The organism is Candidatus Saccharibacteria bacterium (genome assembly GCA_016700375.1).
Taxonomy (GTDB): Bacteria; Patescibacteriota; Saccharimonadia; order Saccharimonadales; family UBA4665; genus JAGXIT01.
Map to the genome: position 1 here is coordinate 1,022,516 of CP065016.1, position 18,845 is coordinate 1,041,360.

Annotated in this window: 15 protein-coding genes and 2 tRNA genes; 6 read left to right on the plus strand and 11 right to left on the minus strand. The window is 46.3% G+C overall.

All coding sequences use genetic code 11. From position 1 onward, the window contains the following. Positions 1 to 24 precede the first annotated feature (24 nt). The gene (locus IPP75_05315) at positions 25 to 585 is read left to right on the plus strand and encodes a helix-turn-helix transcriptional regulator (GenBank protein QQS69303.1); all 561 of its coding nucleotides are present in this window, start codon (positions 25 to 27) and stop codon (positions 583 to 585) included. 14 nt (positions 586 to 599) lie between these two features. On the opposite strand, the gene IPP75_05320 is transcribed toward IPP75_05315, so the two are convergent. The 3 genes from IPP75_05320 to IPP75_05330 all read right to left on the minus strand — a co-directional run bounded on the left by IPP75_05320 (position 600) and on the right by IPP75_05330 (position 3,675). Then, a complete protein-coding gene (locus IPP75_05320; protein ID QQS69304.1) occupies positions 600 to 1,901 on the minus strand; it encodes an alpha,alpha-trehalase in 1,302 nt (433 codons plus the stop codon). A 252-nt stretch (positions 1,902 to 2,153) separates the two neighbouring features. Next, positions 2,154 to 2,360 (minus strand): hypothetical protein, encoded by a 207-nt coding sequence (locus IPP75_05325; GenBank protein ID QQS69305.1) that lies wholly within the window; start codon positions 2,358 to 2,360, stop codon positions 2,154 to 2,156. A gap of 67 nt (positions 2,361 to 2,427) precedes the next feature. Beyond that, positions 2,428 to 3,675: a transposase family protein gene (locus tag IPP75_05330; protein ID QQS69306.1), complete on the minus strand. Its 1,248-nt coding sequence runs from the start codon at positions 3,673 to 3,675 to the stop codon at positions 2,428 to 2,430. Positions 3,676 to 3,825: 150 nt separating this feature from the next. Between IPP75_05330 and IPP75_05335 the strand changes: the two genes are divergently transcribed. The 4 genes from IPP75_05335 to IPP75_05350 all read left to right on the plus strand — a co-directional run bounded on the left by IPP75_05335 (position 3,826) and on the right by IPP75_05350 (position 7,472). Continuing rightward, positions 3,826 to 5,451: an alpha-glucosidase C-terminal domain-containing protein gene (locus tag IPP75_05335; GenBank protein QQS69307.1), complete on the plus strand. Its 1,626-nt coding sequence runs from the start codon at positions 3,826 to 3,828 to the stop codon at positions 5,449 to 5,451. 153 nt (positions 5,452 to 5,604) lie between these two features. Next, the gene (locus tag IPP75_05340) at positions 5,605 to 6,114 is read left to right on the plus strand and encodes a hypothetical protein (GenBank protein ID QQS69308.1); all 510 of its coding nucleotides are present in this window, start codon (positions 5,605 to 5,607) and stop codon (positions 6,112 to 6,114) included. A gap of 45 nt (positions 6,115 to 6,159) precedes the next feature. Continuing rightward, the gene (locus IPP75_05345; GenBank protein ID QQS69309.1) at positions 6,160 to 6,333 is read left to right on the plus strand and encodes a hypothetical protein; all 174 of its coding nucleotides are present in this window, start codon (positions 6,160 to 6,162) and stop codon (positions 6,331 to 6,333) included. Between the two features lie 434 nt (positions 6,334 to 6,767). Then, on the plus strand, positions 6,768 to 7,472 hold the full coding sequence (locus IPP75_05350; protein ID QQS69310.1) for a VIT family protein: 705 nt from the start codon (positions 6,768 to 6,770) through the stop codon (positions 7,470 to 7,472). A gap of 64 nt (positions 7,473 to 7,536) precedes the next feature. Here the strand turns inward: IPP75_05350 and IPP75_05355 are convergent. Continuing rightward, positions 7,537 to 7,612 (minus strand) — tRNA-Phe (locus tag IPP75_05355). Between the two features lie 144 nt (positions 7,613 to 7,756). On the opposite strand from IPP75_05355, the gene IPP75_05360 reads away from it, so the two are divergent. Then, on the plus strand, positions 7,757 to 8,590 hold the full coding sequence (locus tag IPP75_05360; protein ID QQS69311.1) for a hypothetical protein: 834 nt from the start codon (positions 7,757 to 7,759) through the stop codon (positions 8,588 to 8,590). Positions 8,591 to 8,637: 47 nt separating this feature from the next. On the opposite strand, the gene IPP75_05365 is transcribed toward IPP75_05360, so the two are convergent. The 7 genes from IPP75_05365 to IPP75_05395 form a co-directional block, all read right to left on the minus strand. Continuing rightward, positions 8,638 to 9,615, minus strand: a complete 978-nt coding sequence (locus IPP75_05365; protein QQS69312.1) for a hypothetical protein — start codon at positions 9,613 to 9,615, stop codon at positions 8,638 to 8,640. 289 nt (positions 9,616 to 9,904) lie between these two features. Beyond that, the gene (locus IPP75_05370) at positions 9,905 to 10,876 is read right to left on the minus strand and encodes a hypothetical protein (protein ID QQS69313.1); all 972 of its coding nucleotides are present in this window, start codon (positions 10,874 to 10,876) and stop codon (positions 9,905 to 9,907) included. 482 nt (positions 10,877 to 11,358) lie between these two features. Further along, positions 11,359 to 11,775 (minus strand): DUF1761 domain-containing protein, encoded by a 417-nt coding sequence (locus IPP75_05375; GenBank protein ID QQS69314.1) that lies wholly within the window; start codon positions 11,773 to 11,775, stop codon positions 11,359 to 11,361. Between the two features lie 9 nt (positions 11,776 to 11,784). Next, positions 11,785 to 12,186 (minus strand): hypothetical protein, encoded by a 402-nt coding sequence (locus IPP75_05380; protein QQS69315.1) that lies wholly within the window; start codon positions 12,184 to 12,186, stop codon positions 11,785 to 11,787. A gap of 445 nt (positions 12,187 to 12,631) precedes the next feature. After that, positions 12,632 to 14,095 carry an AAA family ATPase gene (locus IPP75_05385; GenBank protein ID QQS69316.1) on the minus strand — a complete coding sequence of 488 codons (1,464 nt, stop codon included), beginning with the start codon at positions 14,093 to 14,095 and terminating at the stop codon, positions 12,632 to 12,634. Between the two features lie 176 nt (positions 14,096 to 14,271). Further along, a complete protein-coding gene (locus IPP75_05390) occupies positions 14,272 to 18,036 on the minus strand; it encodes a hypothetical protein (protein QQS69317.1) in 3,765 nt (1,254 codons plus the stop codon). 470 nt (positions 18,037 to 18,506) lie between these two features. Next, a tRNA-Gly gene (locus IPP75_05395) sits at positions 18,507 to 18,583 on the minus strand. Positions 18,584 to 18,845: the final 262 nt, after the last annotated feature.

An 18,845-nucleotide genomic window follows, 5' to 3' on the forward strand; every position in this document is an offset into this window, starting at 1 on the left:
TAACAGGGATAGAATAGAAAGCCTATGGCACAGAAAGATACGTCCGCACCATACAGCCTACTCGGCAAAAAGCTTCGCAAGCTCCGTGAAGCGCACCGCGAAAGTGTTGCAGAGGTATCTGGTGCAGTGGAAATTGAAGAAAAATATCTTTCAAACATAGAGGCGGGCAAAGACCGCCCCAGCGAAGACATACTCTTACTACTCATTAGTCACTTTGGACTAGAGGACGATAACGCAGATGAGCTCTGGCACTTGGCCGGCTACCATCAACATGAAGATAGCGAACCGCACGCCCACACCGAGCAAGACGATGCTCGTCAGCGTACTGCCGCCATGATGATAATGCTTGACCCGCGAGTAATGTACAGCGATAGCGTGGAAGTTGTTTCCAACAAGCAGGGAGTTATAGTCAACTTCTCTCAGACAGCCGGGCCAGATGCGCCGCACCTGACTATTTCGCGGATTGGCATGAGCTACGACCAAGCAAAAGCGGTCATGGGCATTTTGCACCAAGTACTGTATAACCACGATAATCCTGGTAATACCCGTCGGCTTAGCGGCGGAAAAGCAAATAAACCCGAGTAGTAAGCCCGAGGAAGCTACGGGTTGGCCGACTTCACGTCTATAAACTCTTGGCAAAACCGTTCAAACACGGCGTTTGTCCAGCCGAAGCCGGTTTGGCTGGGGTACACGCCTTTTTGCGGTGGTTTGTCGGGGCTAACCACATTGTATTTTTCCAGAAACACGCCATGTTCATTGAACCAGTCAAGGTTGGTGTGGAGCCATTTCGTAGCAATTCGTTCAGCGTCCTCACGGTAGCCGTATTTCAACAGGCCTTCCACGACAATGAAGTGGAGCGGTGCCCAGCCATTCGGGAAGGCCCACTGGACGGGCATGCTACCGGGCACAAACTGCCCAAGTGGTAAAGCGTCGGTTGTAGCGAGACCGCCTTTATTTTCAAATCGCCGCAGTGCTTTCACGAGATTTGCAGCCCGTTTTTCGCTTACCATTCCAGCCCACATGGGGAAATATGCCGCTAGACTACTTATGTTACCGCGTCTCTGTTTTTTAAAGTCATAGTCGTAGTACAGGCCACGTAGTTGGTCCCACATGAGTTCATTCATGGTTTTTTTGCGGCTCTCGGCTGCCGTAAGCCATTTTTTTGCCCCCTCTTCGTTGCCAAAAATTCTTTCAGCGCGGGCAAAATCGGTCTCATATTTATAAAGCAGCGCATTTAAGTCGACCGGAAGATAATGTAGCGCCCTGCGGTTAAACCGTGGGGTCATATCCCAGCCGCTTTCGGCCTCGGCAAGGTCATGAAGGTGGTTAATATCGTAGTAGCGGCTGAGATTTTTGTACACAAGCCGTTCGTTGGGCTTCTTTGTGCCGCACCATACGACGCGATATTCTTCCTGCGCAACGGATATTGCTTTTTTTAACCAAGTTTCACTAAGGGAATAGGCACTGTAAACATCAAATATAAAACTGGTTAGGAGCGGCGGTTGTGACCGCCCGGTTAGGTACGTTCGAGAAGCATTTGGGACAGCTCCAAACCGCTCAAACAAATACAGCAGATTCTCTAGTATGCCGATGACTAAGTCTCGGTGCGGTTCATCTAATATGCCTTGTACCATAAAGTAACTATCCCAGTAGTACAGTTCGTTATAGTCAAAGCTGGCCGTTTCATCGTAGCTGGGCACAAGGTATGGGTTTGGCATGCCGAGCAAGCTTTCATCATCTGCTGGATGGTAACGCTCCAGCTTTACCCAATAGTCGGCAATGTAAGATCGAGCAGTAGCAACATCTGTGGCCGACAATGGTACGTGTTTTGCGGGTAGTAGTTTTCGCGCCGCCTGTTCGGCCGCGGCCATTGCTTTGTCGAACAGCTCGTTATCTAGCATATGCTTTAAGCGTATGCTGTCGCCCCCGCCGCGTCAACGGTAAAACCGACATGTGTCCCTCGTAACGGGCGTGTACGTGATGCGCGAAATACTATCGTAGCCTCCGCCTCTCCCGCCAGTAACATATCACAACACATTTCCAACCTTGGGAGGACTGTCCTCCCAAGGCTCCCGAAACTAAAGATATGAGAGTTTTGTCCGCTCTGCAAGTGTTGCTCGATTGCAGTGGGTACAAGCTGGGGGAGGGTATGCCTAGGACTGCTTTTTTCGTAACATTGCTACGCCAGCGAAGATAATACAAATTCCAGTGAGGCTGAAAACTAGCTGCAAGATACGTAAGTACGCTGAAGGGTGAGCGTTCGTAATTATGATGACGAGCATACAGAGGCCAAGCGTAGTCAGGGAGGAACCAAGCAGGATTAATACAATCGGTTGTCGGGGCGGTGATTGCTTTTTCATGTTTTTTACTATACGCCGCAGTATATTCCAATCCAAGAATGAGCCTGAAGCTACCAGAAACAAACAGCTAGCGTTTTGTATATAGTGTCTTCAACAACTGGTCTTTTGCTTTGTTCATGGCTATCGCCCAAGCTGTATCACTTTCAGCATACGCCACTTCGTCTAGTTTCTCAAAACTGCTGCCTGTCTTCAGGTATTGTTTGGCGTCTGGCAATGACTTCAGCTTCTCGTACGGTACCATGTACCCATTGACTGGGTAGCGATGTGTCCTCTTGCCCGTCTTTGAGTCAACGCTCGTTATGCGGTAACCGCAGGGTCGGTGGAAGTTCAGGTAGGGCACAAACCACGTACAGTACCAGCTGTTAATATCCGGAGCATATTCCCTGGGTATATGCGCATAGCCTAGGGCTTTTCGGATAATGCTACCATTCTTGGTTTCAACCAATCCATTGTCTCCGCTTTGGTAGGCTCGAGACTTACTGAGCTTGATGAGCATTGCTTTCAGGAGGGCAGCAACTTGTTTGTTGATGTACTCCGAGCCATTGTCGGCGTGGAATTCTACAATGACAAATGGGAACAGCACCAAAGCTGCTTCGAGGGCTGGCAGCATGTAACGCTCAGTGATTCTCTCGACCGCGACCACCACCTCCCACTGGGTAACTTCATCAACCAGATTGATGTGGTACACACCCTTTTCTTTGTCCTTATCTCCCTGGTGGACAGTATCTATACGGATGAAGCCAGGTTGACCGTTCGGGCGTGGTTTGCGGCGCTCGCCAATAGCTATTGTTGTTGCTTGCGTTTTGGTGAACGTATGGCTTTGGTTACGGTATGTTACGGTGCCACGTAGATTGTATATGTGGCTGACGGAGATTGCGCTAAGTCGTTCGTAGCGTGCATCGCCAAATGTCACAAAGGCTCGTTGGGCTAGAACTTTTGCCGCTTTGCCACTGAGCCGATCATGGGCATCATCCAGCTCTGCTAGCAGCCCAATGTCTTCACGCGTGTAGCGCAGTGCAAACTGGTTTCTCATGTTCACTGGCTCCAGCGCAATACAGCCAGTCCGCAGGTACTGTCCAATAAGCCGAGTCACCTGGGCACGGCTGTACCCCGTGACGGCTATGGCGTATTCTCGAACGACGCCTTTGTCTTTTTTGCCCAAGTGCTGGTAGTCAAGACGAACGACCAGTTGCTGTAACCAGGCATAAGCCTCTTGCTTATGTACGATTGTAAGGTCAAGTGACTGAGTGCCTGAGACAAACTGTCTGAGTTCTTCAATAGTTGGTAGCGTGTGTTGCTGCATAGTAATAGTCATCCTCCCATGCTATGCCAGCTGTCGATATTTCAGGCTCATAGTATTTTAGAACCTGATAGGCGGTTCAGGCTCATTTTGCGTTGGATAAGAGTGCCGCTCGACGCCGCTCGACAAGAGAAGTATAATGACACACATAAGCAAGGAATAAACATGAAAACCTGGAAAGATGTGAATGCGATTTACCAGATTTATCCGCGTAGCTTTCAGGATAGCAATGGGGATGGTGTGGGCGACCTGCAGGGGATTATTCGTCGACTGCCGTACTTGAAGGGGGAGCCAGATTCACTTGGGGTAGATGCGGTGTGGTTCTCGCCTTTTTTTCCGAGCCCCATGGCCGACTTTGGCTATGATGTGAGTGACTACTGCAACATAGATCCACTGTTTGGCAGTCTTGATGACTTCAAGGAGCTTATAGCAAAAGCACACGAGCGAGACATTAAAGTCATGATAGATTTTGTGCCGAACCATTCATCTGACCAGCACCCGTGGTTTCAGGAGTCGAAATCTTCCCGTGATAACCCAAAACGTGACTATTATGTCTGGCGTGATGCCAAACCAGACGGCTCCCCACCAAACAACTGGATTAGCATATTCGGTGGCTCTGCCTGGGAGTGGGATGAAGCGACCGGGCAGTACTACCTACATACATTCCTCAAAGAGCAGCCTGACTGGAACTGGGAAAACCCAGACGTTCGCCGTGAAATGCAGCGAGTTCTGCGGTTTTGGTTTGACCTAGGCGTAGACGGAATGCGGGCAGATGCGGTGCGCTGGATTTCCAAGGATGAACACTTACGTGACGATCCGCTTAATCCTGCATTTATAGAGACGCCCAGCGCGGATCCGTACTGGAGGCTGCTTCACGTGCACAGTCGTTTTGGACCGCACTTATTTGACTATTTGCGTGAGCTCACCGATGTTGTCGAGCAGTATCCTGACCGAATTATGATATTTGAAGACTACCCCGACGGCGTCTTTACCACGCGCGACCAATATCTTGGCTTTTATGGGGTGAACCCGCGCGTGAGCATGCCATTTAATTTCGAAGGCATAAATGCTACCTTTACGGCGCAACATTTCAGAGGGTTCATAACTGAGTTTCAAGGCTTTATCGACCCATCGCAGCACACCCCTGTTTACTGTTTTGGCAACCATGACCAGCCGCGACTGGTTTCACGGGTTGGCGAGCGTCAGGCGAGCCTCATAGCTATATTACAGACAACACTGCCGGGGCTGCCGGTTATGTACTATGGTGATGAACTTGGAATGAAAAATGCCTACATCGCTCCCGACGAAGAACAAGACCCACTCAACGCTATTAAGCCTGGTTTAGGCCTAGGGCGTGACCCTGAACGTACGCCGATGCAGTGGGACGGCGGTCAGTATGCTGGCTTCAGTGATGCCAAGCCATGGCTACCCCTTGCTGGCCAGCATGAACAGTGCAACATTGCGACAATGTCGCAAAAACATGATACGTTTCTTTCGCTCTACCGTTGGCTTCTCGACTTCCGTTCTCGGAGCAACGTGCTCAAGCATGGTGGCTATGAAACACTCGATGCAACAAACCCGCACGTGTTTTCTTTTGCCCGGATGCTTGGTAATGAACAGCTGCTTATAGTCCTGAATTTTTCCAATCGACGCCGCAGTTATGACCTGCCACCGGGAAGCCATATTCTAATGTCCTCGATGCAGTCATGCTCGGCCGGTATATCTCGAAAAAATCAGCTTAAACTTCAGCCGTACGAGGCCGTGATAGTTGGGCAAATGCACTCCGCCTAAGGTGGCTTTGCTAGTACGATCTATTGTCCCTGGCCTAATGCCGGTATCAAACAAGGGTTCTAGAGAATCAACAGAGTTTTTTTAGAGCACCAAACAATCACTACAGCAAATATCGTAATATAAAAAAATATGGTATAGTATAGATATATGGAAATGACAGTCCCATCGCATATTGAGGAAGCGGCCAGGTATGCGGTGACTATCGCACGTGCAGCATGGGAACAGCGTGGTATCGATGTACCTGTCGGTGCGGTTGCTCTCTCTTCCGTATGGACGTGCGGGATTGGAGTAGCATCAGATAAAAGACTAAATGCCCCAGAGCTGCACGCTGAAATATATGCAATCTTGAGCGCGAGCTTAGGCTTGCCTAGATCGAGTATTGATACAATCGTCTCGACAATGGAGCCGTGTCGCGCCTGCCGTACAAACATACCAAGACATGCTCCAAGCGTGACTACAGTATACTATCTGTTACCTCGTGAAGATCTGGAGGATTTAGGGCTCGTTAGGCGATATAGCGCTGCCGAGAGAGCAGAGCTGCCGCCCACCAGTTACGAGGGAATCGTACTGCCCTTAGAAGGTTTACGCGTTGAAATGCTCACTTTGCTAGGTCAGTTGACACGTGATCACACGACCGGAGAAACGGTAGTAAGGAAAAAATAACTGGTTAGACGAAAACTAAACTGGCATTGGGGTACAATAACAGATATGGACGATAAAGATGAAGTAAAACTACCCTGTGCAGACAAGATTGCCTTTGACACAAAAAAACAGGCTGCAGCCACGGCTACCACAAGTGAATACTGGTACGGCCGCCGCCCCCACGCCTATCACTGCCGCCACTGCCACCTATGGCACCTCTCCACATCACCAAAAGACTAGCGTATACTTGCTAGTGCAACCGAAGCATCCTGTATCGTCAACGAGGCGATAGCCGAGCTTTAGGGCAGGAGGAGAGCAGTATTCGGATTTATTCCGAATCGGCGAAGAGGTGAGGATAGTCAGTGACTGTCGGCAAGGGAATGTTCCGGTGCAAACTTGTTTGCAACAGTGAACTTCCGGGGCCGCAGGATGCGGCTAGGCCTCTTGGATAGGGATTGTAGCTCAGTTGGCGTTGGTCGCAGCATTCACATTGACGCAAGTCGGGGTGAGACCCGCCAGTGGCGGGTCGCAAGGGAAACTTCCGGGTCAGGCTGTGCCTGACGCCGTGAAGTTCCGAGCCCGCCGAAGGTGGGTCGAGCCCCTCCAATCCCACCAAACGTATCTCAAAGATACTGACCAATTAATTTTTCAATATATAAGAAAAGAAGGCACCTATGGACGAACTCAAGAAAAAACTAGCACTTTCACAAAACGACAAGCTCAATGGACTTCGCGCGGCCGTGCTTGGCGCAAACGATGGCGTTGTTAGTACCGCAGGGCTCATCTTTGGTGTGGCAGGTGCTACCAACAACAAGGGTGCAATATTTACGGCCGGCCTCGCTGGACTAATTGCCGGGGCTATTAGCATGGCGGTCGGCGAGTACATATCGGTTAGCACGCAGCGTGACACCGAGCGTGCATTCATAGCGCGCGAAAAGAAACTGTTGGAAAAAGATCCGGCTGGTCAGCTGGAAGACTTGGCAGCGTTTTATGAAGCAAAGGGCGTTTCACGCAAAACCGCGCTTCAGTTTGCGCGCGAACTGAGCGCCGATGACCCGGTAAAAGCGCACCTTGAGGCCGAACTGAAGCTTGACGAAAACGACCTCACTAACCCCATGACAGCTGGTATCGCCTCGTTCTTTTCGTTTGGGCTGGGGGCGCTCATACCGCTCACGGCGGCGGTTGCCTCGCCCGATAGTACCCGCATAAAGACCACACTGCTGGCAGTCATTGCGGGGCTGTTCCTCACCGGTTACTACAGCGCAAAATTTGGTGGCGCCAACAAACGTGCCGCCGTACTTCGCGTACTGGTCGGCGGTATAACGGCTATGGCGGTGACATACGCCATCGGCCGCGCTTTTGGTACTGCAATAAGCTAGAGCTTTTCTTCGCCTAGCTATCGCTAGACAAGTAAAAACCTCAGCTTTCACTGAGGTTTTTACTTGGTGGCTCCTCCCAGACTCGAACTGGGGACACAAGGCTCTTCAGGCCTCTGCTCTACCAACTGAGCTAAAGAGCCACACTAACAGGCTATTGTAGCCTAACAGAGGTGTAAACTCAAGCCGTGCAAATGCGCCAGCTTACCGTAACTATTTTGTAAGATAAAACACACTTATTCCTGAGCAATAGGTTTAAACTATAAGCACCATCTAAAGGAGGGTTTATGAGAAAGTATCTTACAACAGGGCTAGTCGTGCTTGGATTTCTTGCGGCGGCAGCTTTTTCGACCAGTAGCGTAAGCGCACTAACTACCGTAAACGGCTGCTCTTTCGACGATAGTATCGCTGGCGTCTGGAAACTGACTGCTGACTGTACAAGTACAGCACAAATAAATGTGCCATCAAACACAGTAGTGAAGGGCGGTGGGCATACCATATCTCCAAATTTCACAAAGACAGACAATGATAATAATGCCGCACTCGGTGTTGTTGGAATGAATAGCGTTACCGTTCGTAACCTTACCATCGATGGTACAGCGGGTGTTAAGTTACACGGTATTAATGTTTTTCAATCATCCGGCGTGAAACTAGTGAGTGTAATACTTAAGAACAATAGCCGAAACGGACTGGTCGTCAATGGCTCCGAAGTCACGGTGCGTAATCTAACGACTGCTGCAAACGTATGGGGCAGTGTGGATGTGGACTTAGGTTCGGGCGTTACCATGCCAGCCAGTCTAACAGTGAAGGGCATAAGTAATCATTCGGACGTTGCCCACATATATGTAGATGACAGCACAAAGGCTGTTAGTGTCAATGACGTCCGAGGGCAGTACATGGTGTCACATCCTGGCATCCAGCCAAATGATAAACTTTACACTCTCAAGAAAGTCGTTACTACGAAAAATCAGTGCAAAAACGGTGGCTGGCAAAGGCTTATGACGGTCGACCACTGGGGCTTCCAAAATCAAGGGAAGTGCGTATCGTATGTTGAGCACGTTGTGGACCACCACGGTCATCACGGTGATCGTGAACACGAGCATGACGACATGGATGACTAGTAAGTAATATGCGCTAGGATGTAAAGCGGTCATTAGGCCGCTTTACTTTATACGGCCAATAGAGCTTTCTCGGGGTCATCAATTTGCGAGCTACTGTAGCTACCAATAACTCGCACTGCATTGCCGGCCCGTTCAAGTTGCTGTATTGCGGTCTGTACGCTTGAATGTGTGAGTGCAGCCACGACATTCATGTAGAAACTGTAGCGAGCTGCCGTTCTTGCTTCAGATATGCTATCAATAGCGCTTAGGTTTAGGCCGAGACTCCTACGCGCAAATGGATGGCGTATATCAAAATCTCGTCTTCGCATATGGCGAAGAATTTCTTCAAGAGACCCGGGATGGTCTGCGGGCTGCTTTATGTGCAGTGCGGTATCTGTCGCCCATGGATTTAGAAGGGGCTCCGGAGATAAAAGCGCAAAGGTTGTGTAATTATTGTCTGGGCTTACCGGATCATTAAGGATTGCCACTGCGCCCTGATCTCGGTACTTGTGTACGGCCATTTTGCCAGCAATCGCAACGTAGCGTAAACCATGCCTATCTGGTTCGCCTGCTCGTTCTATGACTTCTCTCATAGCACCAGCAGTATCATTTCTTTCTTCTAAAATCGCATGGGGTAGTATTTTTCGTAGAGCAACCCTTGCTTGACCTAATGCTTTTGGGTGTGAAATAACACGAACGCTATCGCCAGCTTCTTGTAGTGCGTCTAGTGAGGAGAAACTTTCGTGCCCCGCCAGATATTGGCGAATGAGTGCCCGCAACATTTCAACTACAAAAGAGTCATCATTTCGCAACAATTCTTGCATAGAAGGCTGAACCTGACCGTCGACCGTGTTATCGAGTGCAGTAAAACCAAAGTCAACTTCGTGCTTGTTTAATTTATCATGCACTTCTTCGAAAGTCTCACACGCAACGATCCGCGGATTTATAAGTAGTCTCGAGTGACGAACAACGACATCATGAAACGAACCCGGCTCTCCCTGAATAGCAACGGTAGATGATTCTATAGGTAATAAGATCGGTGGCATGTATGTATCCTTGTATCTTTATAATTAAAAACGCCTCCTGGTGGAGGCGGGTGTTTGCTGGTAGTTTTTGGCTAAAAGCTTACACGGCCTCCTTGCGAGGAGTGGTAAAAAAGCTAAAGCCGAAACTTTGTATGGACATGAATATAACTCTAGCACAAATTACTGTATTTCACACCATTTTTTTCGAGGCCCCCTACGGTACCTGCCTAAATGGTAGTTTGCAGAATCCCATTTGGCATAATATCAAAAACAAAAGTCCTAGCTTCTTTTCGATAGATGTTACGAGGTCTTAATACATAAACTGTCGAATATCTGGTTTAAGGTAAGGAAACTGTTCAACGGCAAAATCGTAAAGTATTGTCTTGGGGTCTACTTTAGTTTGGTTGAAACTTGAGATTGACATGGAGAGCTGCATTGCGACGATCTCTTTGTATGAATTTACTGAGCTTAGGATTGGTCGGTGTAGTGGTTCGCCGCGCACACCAGCACCAATTTGTGTTGCAACGTATCTACGTTGTTTTATGATGTTTGCAAATTGACTATCAAAAATTCTCATCTTGCTGTTTGTAAGGCACACCTTCGTCTGGTCGTTTACGATTTGGGCATAATATTTTTCAAAAATAGGCAGCTCCTCTTCGTAAAGTTCTTTTACACCGATTGCGTCAGAGCGTCGAGGAGCCTCTTCTTTGTCAGTAATCTCCATATTTAGAGCCATGATTGCGTTTCTTACTTCTACGCTGCAATTTTCGGCAGCATACCTTTCGCCAATCTTCTTGTACATGTCCTGTAAGTCTGTTTGTAAGGCCTCTGCCTTAGCGTATTGCGCACTCTTTTGTGCACCGTCAGGAATAGCGGCAAGCTTTGGTGGTGCATGTGACGCAAGTGATTTGGCACTTATCTCATATGGCAAGACATATGGTGCATTCATTGCGGCGCGCTGTTCTTTTGTGAGCACAGTGTCGAGTGATGGTGTTGGGGCTGGACGGCTGTCATTTGCCTTATTTACAATCTTAGAATCTTCCGCTTCCGCTTTCAAAATTGCTTTGGGAAGGGTGGACATGACATAGGTTTCAGCAGATTTTATGAATTGATTGCCTGCCGCCGTAGATTTTTTTGCGGTAGTTTGTTGCATCGCTGAGAAAACAACACCAAACGTGATTGCTAGTAAACTAACAAGAATCGCTATGATAATGCCGCACTTTTTGGTCATACGTAACCAAGATAGCCTAGTTTTCTCCGGTACATCAGATGGTGTATCCATACCACAAGTATACTACCAGAATCACGAACTAGCCTCATCTGGTAGCTCAGTAAGAAATGTACGGAGTAAATGAACGGCTAAAGGGCCTAACCCAAATAAGAGGTGAGTTCGTTAGCCCCTAGATTTCGGACCCTGGATTTCAAAAACTTCTTTGCGAAGTACTAATGGCGCTCTGCAACGATCTCGTTGGAACGATGCTTCTGCCGGTTCTCGCCCCTCGCCTCAACTTACTGCAAGCATAGCTCGCAATCAGTTTCCGGCCTTGCGACCCGCCACTGGCGGCTCTCAACCTGGACTTTACGAGGCCAGAGGCTAGAATCTCTCAGCCCATAACCAAGTAAAAAGCCCCACTTTCGTGAGACTTTTTACTTGGTGCCACATATCCGACGTACTTCAACCACTTTACCCGATAACCTGGACGAATAAACTAAGGGAGTTAGTAGGAATGTTTAATTTATCAGGAGATTTGCTCGCCAGATTATTTACATGCCGAGGGTATAAATAATAATCGAAACGATTATTGCACTTACTAGGTGGTAGCCGCCCACCACAAGTCCGAAAGTAACAGGTCGGGGCATGTTTGGCGTTACGCCGTTACTAAACGAAATTGCAGCTAAGCTAATTCCGAAGAGCAATCCGGTGATAACGGCATCTGCAAAGTTCTGGACATTCAATGCGTACATCACTACGCCTATCGCAATCGCTACCACCAAGCTGCTCAGAAATGGTGCGTAGTAATAAATCGCTGGCCATTTTTGCTTAGAAGACCTTATTACACCCGTACCGGCATCGTATGCCTTTCCAAATAACGGAGTAAACCAAATTGCACCGAGTATGAAATAAACAAATGTGGCAAGTAAGATTATTAGCCAGTTAACTTCATTTAATGTATTAAACATGTATTCTCCCTATGCTCTTTTAGAGCGCATTGCTTTTAATTGCTTTACGGTCGGGTCACTCGCGAGTTGTATATACTCACTTGAGTCGGCAGGATATATAGCTATCTTGCCTTCGGAGTTACTGTGTACGCCCCAACCGTATCTTTTACCTAGTGGTGATGAGCGAAAGCATGGCTGTCCTTTCGAAAAGTACTTTTCTCGCTCGGCTTGGCTCGGCTCTATTTGATTGCGCTTAGCATAAATCCCGAATATCACATCGTCCGACGTGAACTGGTAAGGATTATTTGCAACCATGTCGTACTGCATACTAGCTATCGTTGGTTTGTTATTCTTTGCTACGGGCACTTCCGCAACTGCAATGGGAGAGTCTTCAGCTATTTGGATTAACGTGTCGTAATAGTTCGTTGTCATGAATTAATTTTACTACAATAAGGCCAAGGCTAATATTTAGAGTATCGGATGGGTCTAAGCAAAAAGTACCGAAATATTCGGTGCTTAACAGGGGTGGTATTTCGATTTTCTATTAGTGCGGGTGAGGGGACTCTACCAGCGTTCCACAGGCTCGAAACTTCTTCTTTGAAAACAAGTTTTCAAGAGAAGATTTCCTTGCAAACTGCCACCGGCAGTTTTCACCCTGGCCTTTTTTGGCAGGAATTAGAGCCCTACCAGACCAAAAGAAAAACCCCAGACAAGCTGAGGCATTTCTTTTGGTGCAAGACCACTCAAAAGTTGTACACCATAACGACATAGACTACTACACTTTATTGAGGTCAGAAGTGCAACGCTGGAGGGATATACTGGCTGTCCCGTATACCAACTATAAGAATATGTTAGTTCCTCACTAGACTTACACGCCCTAGACTAGAGCCGTGTTAATAGTTTGGATAATACCCTCCACCTCCTGCTTTGAAGATGCCTTAATCGTACCGTCTTCATTAAAGAGGCCTACCTTGGGAGTTTTATCTTTTGGCTTATCTCGTATGTCGTCTGTTGTCCATTTTTGAATAAGGTCAGTGCCATATACAGCCGTAGCCATCTGGTAGTCCGCTACGCTGTCATTATCGTAAATAGCAGATGGTTTAATACCTAGTGCAGTCGCCAGTTTTAGCCAATTAAGTATACTGCCCGCACCATCAGCACCGTGTCCGCATATTTCAAAGTTCGCCCTTATATGTTCACTGAGAATATACTCACGTAAAATATTTGCGTCGTCTAAACCTTCAACCATTAAAACTCTATCAGCAAAAACAATCTCTCTCGAAATAATGTCTAGGTTATGCTGTCGCCTAGGCTGTGTAGTAAATCTTATATCAGGGTGTTTATCTCTGGAAAGCTCGTACACTTCGGCTTGCTCGCCATCGCTTGAGGCTATTCTAATTATCTTTGCACCTTTAGGTATAATATCCCAACTTATCATATAAGGTGAGTGTGTAGCCATTATGACCTGAACATTTCTCGATATCTCTTTTATATACTCATAGAGCTTCTTTTGAGCTTGGGGGTGTAGGGAGGCTTCAGGTTCATCTAGGACGAGCATACTAACTTGTTGCTGAATACCGTTTATAGCACCCGCCTGACTTTCTCTGATAAGCAGCAAGTAGGCACAAATAACCATAATGGTTTGTACGCCATCACCAACCAGTGCCATATCGATAACTTGGTTCGATTGGGTCGAGCGATAAAGGGCTTGATACTTATTGCCTCTTTGCCTCAGTAGTTCAAAACCTGTGTAATTTGGTATAAACTCTCTCACTAAATCGGTATATTTTTCAGTGAGGTTGTCGCTCTCGGAAATAACGAGTAGAGTGCTGAGAAAGTTCTGATTTGGCTTTCGTGTTTCCTCAAAGTTCTGGTTTGAACCATAGTTATTTGATACGTTTTGAGACACTTGATAAAGCTGGTTAATACGGTCAGTATCTGTGGGATTTGGATTTCCGCCAAGCATACCCATATAAACGTTTGATGCCTCAAATGCCCAGCGTCTATCAGAGGGCAAGTACATACTGATAATATTTGGCCATTGACCCTCAGGCTCTTGAATAATGGTAGGGTTGGTTTGATTTTTTGAGTATTGAATAATACCTTTTTTATCACCCGCATCCACAATTATCTTTGGGCTATCTGAAGTCCAGTCCTCACGGTTAACCTGATTATAATAGCCCGTACCAATAAGATTGAGTACCGATGACTTGCCTACATTATTCGAGCCTACAATTACATTTAGACCAATTTTATCGTTATCGGGTTTTTGAAACTCGATTGTACGAGATGCCTTAAATAATCTAAAGCCCTCAATAGTGAGCTTACTTATGCTGTCCACGTCTACATTATAGTCCCCCTACCTATCAAAAAGTGTATTTTAGTCAGTCCGTAAACGCACTACCTACCTAAAATGTTCCGACGACTAAAAATCCTATGTTTTGGAAATCGCCCAACAATAAAATATAGTTAACAGGGGTGAAATATTGTTGGGAATAAAGATAGTAAAATGAGTGTCTATTTAAACTCAAGCACACGATCGCGACGGTAGCGGATAGGGTAACTACCAGAGCCTTCCGAGTAGAGATAAGTACCGTCGTACTTGATTAAGTTGACACTTCGCCAATAATTACCACTGCCAGGACGTGTGCTTTGGTATCTTATGTTTATCGTTCCGCCAGACCTAGCTTGCAAGTAGCCCTCAAATACTTCTTGGTCAACACCACGGTCTCCGACACTAAACTCTTTTTTTGTCGAAGTCTTAGCCTTCGTTCTAGTTGCTCGTGGTGCGGGTGTTGCGTTCACGGGACTCACATTATCAACCCGTTCATCAGAGAAATCGGTAATATACGTGTCTTTTGGGGCATCTTCAGGTGCAACCGTTTCTTTTTCTAGCTCTTTAACGACACTCGTCTTGCCTGCATTATGCTCATCATTAAAGAACTCTCCTAGATGCACCAGTAAGGCTTTCTCTTCTTCTGCCTGATCGTCAACCCAATCAAAGTAGGAAATACGATAAAAGGTCCATCCCGCTACCTCTAAGGCACCTTGACGTTCCCAGTCGTTCTGTACATAAACTTGCCCGTCTCCGCCTTCAAAGTGAGTCGGGCCATCACACTCGATGGCAAGCTTCCTGCCATTATGATGAACAACGAGGTCGATTTTAAACCCAAGTGACTCTGCTTGCGTTTCCAGTGTAAACTCATTCGCATCAAGTTGTTTCGATAAGTAGTTAAAAACTTGCTCTTCGAAGTGAGAATCAAAACGCTGTTCAGCTTTACTATGCCTTCTTGATATTGCTCCGTTCTTATCGACATACTCCAGGTACTTCTTAATCCAAATACCCTCAGGCCAAAGCTCTGTAGCAAGAGATGTCACACAATGGACTTGAAGTCGGGCACGACTAAACGCAACGTTCACACGGCCAGCAGCTATGTCTTTACGTATTTCGCCACCTTCGCCAGTTAACGCGATATAACGTCGCTTATCGCATGGGTCTTTGATGACAAATGAATAAATTACAATATCGCGTTCATCACCCTGGATGCCGTCAATAATCGAAACTTTGATGTCTTCATCCGGGATGGCTTTACGTATTTCTTCGGCTTGCTCGTTAAAGAATGTCAATATTGCTATAGACTTGTCTTTTAGAATTGGGTCTATCTTAATTTCTTCTACCAGCTGTTGGATTTTGTGTATTTCCGCAATGTTTGTTCTACTGCCCATCTCCTCATTATCATTTGGAGTTACCAAATGATTAAGCAAGACACGACCAGTATCTTTGTAGGGGACGATATTGTCGTTTACAGCTTCAAGCTTACGGCCGATAGGTTCGTAATATGCCTCATTAGAGAAGCCAATTAGTTCTTTAGGGGACCGATAGTGATACTTTAAAGTTGTGGTCTTAAACCCATTTAGATTTGCGATGTCCATCACTGATTTAACTGTGTCTTCTTCAGCTTTAATCTGATAAACATCAGGAATCTTATGCTTCTTTGCTATTGCATTAAGCTGGTCATTAGACTTGAACATAATGTTATCGTCACGCATTTGTAACGTATCCCCAAAGAATATTGTGTGCTCTGCACGGTACATTGCTGGAAACGCATAAGCAAAATTACACTGTGATGCTTCGTCAATAATCACGTAATCAAATGCGTTCATCTCCAATGGGACAATACGACTCACATCGTCCAAGCTCATCATCCAGATAGGCAGAACTTTTGACATAGCACTAAAGTTATCTTCATTATGCTTAAGCCTGTCAAAAGTTTTATTTGCTTTCTTGCTCTTTGAAAGGCTTCTGGCAACTTGTGCTAAAGTCGCTCTTAGCTCTTTGCTGTTATTAGCTTCACCAACTCTTGTTAGTATTCGGTTGCGGACATAGTTAGTAATGTTTTTTCTATAGAACTTTCGAATATCTTTGATTTCTCGGTTCAGCTCGTTTGCGGAGTATAACGACGCCTCGTCTATATGAGCAGAAATCTCACTATACCTTTCGAGGTCTTCGAATACTTTGTTCTCGCTACCGTGTTCGCTGACTATCTTTTTAAGGCTTGCGAGGGCAGTATGTGGCATATCTTTGTTCTGAAGAAATTCGTCGAGTTCTGAACGGGTATTCGCTAATATTTGGTTATCATTTGAATATACAAAGTATGCCTTAAGTCCATCTAGTAATTTTAGTTTTGCTGACTTTGTATTGTCGGAAAATAATATCTTTTCAAACTCTACGTATATTTCTTGAGGGATGGATTTGCAGTGTTCTCTTAGTGCACTACGAAGCTTTAGGTCATTTACCTTGCTCGCAAAAAAGCCAGACCGTTCTGGCATATGGGTTTTGAAGTAATCGTTTACGTTCTCTATGGAAGCAATAGTTCCTTGATAGTCAATTTCAAGGTCCTTAAATTTGGTATCAGCTGTTCTTATAAATTTACTGTGAGCATTCTCGAATTGTTTGATTGCAGACTCGAGATTCTCAATAGTCTTTTCAAAATCTAAACATTGGTTATAAAACTCTAGGTCGATACCGTAATTATAATAAGGGTCGAGGTAGCCTAGGTTTCGACGTTCTTCATAAAGCGAGTAGAGTGAACGCTCAATGCTCATATTCTCTACGAAAATCTTTGAACGGTCAGCAAGCAACTCAAGCGGCTCTTTTAAGTCGCCGACTTTGCCTTTCTGAAACTCTCTATTTAACGCTATCAGCGTATTCGCAGCACTGTCTTTTTCGTCATCAGCCGTGTATAGCTTAGAGGTTTTATCGGGTATGTAGCCGAAGAGAAATGGTACATCAAGAGTTTTTAGCTTGTCCTTTACTCCACGTATCGCCTGGTCTTTTTGGCTAGCGAATAATATTCTTTTTCCTGTAGATGCTAAATGAACTAGTAGGTTTGAAATGGTTTGAGATTTACCAGTGCCAGGAGGACCTTCGACTATGACGGCCTTATTGGCTGTAATGCCCAATACTTTAAGCTGGAACTTGTCATAATCGAATGGAAAGAATATCTCTGTACTGCCATCGTCTGATACGGCCTGTTCTATTGCCATATCTTCGTCAGATACCCAGCTTCCTAAGGAAGTCTCAATCAGGTCTTCATCTTCAAGAGCAGCAATCGCCCTAAGGTCTTCAGCTAAAAAGTGGTTAGTCTTATTCGTAATCGCAACTATGCTGGTATCAAAACTTGGTGATTCAGAAATGGACTTGGCATCTACTCTATCAAGTTGCACTCTAATTGCTGACCACAAATCTTCAATAAACTCACTTCCGATTGGGAGGCTAGTCTTACCCTCAGCTTCCGAGTCGGCAACAAACTTAAAAACGTTATCGTAGTATTGTTGCGGCAAGTAGTTTTTGAGTGGGCCGCTCAATACTTCTACATAGCTATCGGGTAGCTCAATGACTACATTAGCTCCATCGCTCGTGTATCTAAAGTTAATGGCAGCTACTGGAATTTGTAACAACGGTGCTTCGTAGTTTTCATACTCTTCACCGAACTCGGTCTCCTTGTAGCGTTTACCCTCAAAGGATATAAAGCCAGTCTGCAAGACGACCCTCTTTGTATATTCGTCAGTTTTTATCTTTGTGTCAATTTCTTGGATTTTATCGAAGATAGCCCTGTCGCGTACAACGCGATGCTCAGCCTGGAGCTGTTCGTCAGTCTTATCTTCACTCGATAAGTCTGGGTCATATTGGCTGCCCAATGAGGTGACTAGGTTGATTGTTGTCGAGTCGACTTCACTTTTAAAAATCAAATCGGCGACAGGCACGAGGCTGCCGTCCATAGGCTCAGTCTTAATCGGTCGACTTCTTGAGGCACTACTTGATATTAGGCTTACATAGTCAAGACCGTATTTTGCTAGTTGACTGATAGTTACTGGTATTTTTGTCATAGGTTATAAACGGGTTGAAATCCTAGCAAAATTATACAACAGTCGTCCTACGTTAGCGAGGAGGTTATAAGAAGTTAATTGGTCTTACGAGGTTTATCCTCGCACAGGGGTGGTTAATGTGAATTTTCGTCTGGGACGGCAAAATAACAGGGGCGGGTTTAACCTGGGATATTTTTTATGGTAAGGGGACTCTACCTACCTTCGGCAGGCTCGGAACTTCACGGCGTCAAGCATAGCTTGACCCGGAAGATTCCCTTGCAAAGCACCACTGGTGCTTCTCAGCCTGGCCTCTACTCGGCCAGGCGTTAGAATCTCTCACGCCAGACCATATAAAAAGCCTCACTTTCGTGAGACTCTTTACATGGTGCGGGTCAGGGGACTCTAACCCCTGGCCTCGTCCTTGGCAAGGACGCGCTCTAAACAACTGAGCTAGACCCGCATATGTGGTAAATATATTGTAAAGTACGGTGTGGTATTTGCGAAGCGCGCACTTGGCCTGGCAAGGAACGGTCACATTCCGCGACCCCGTCGCCACATCTTTGCAAACTAGTTTGCAAGAGTGGGCTCCCTTGCGTACCGCCACTGGCGGTCCTCACTCTAAACAACTGAGCTAGACCCGCTCGTCACACCTTGGCAGCGACTTCCGCTGCGCCGAAAAAAAATAATTTTCTTTCGCCGAGCTCCAGTCTTAGCCAGGTGCT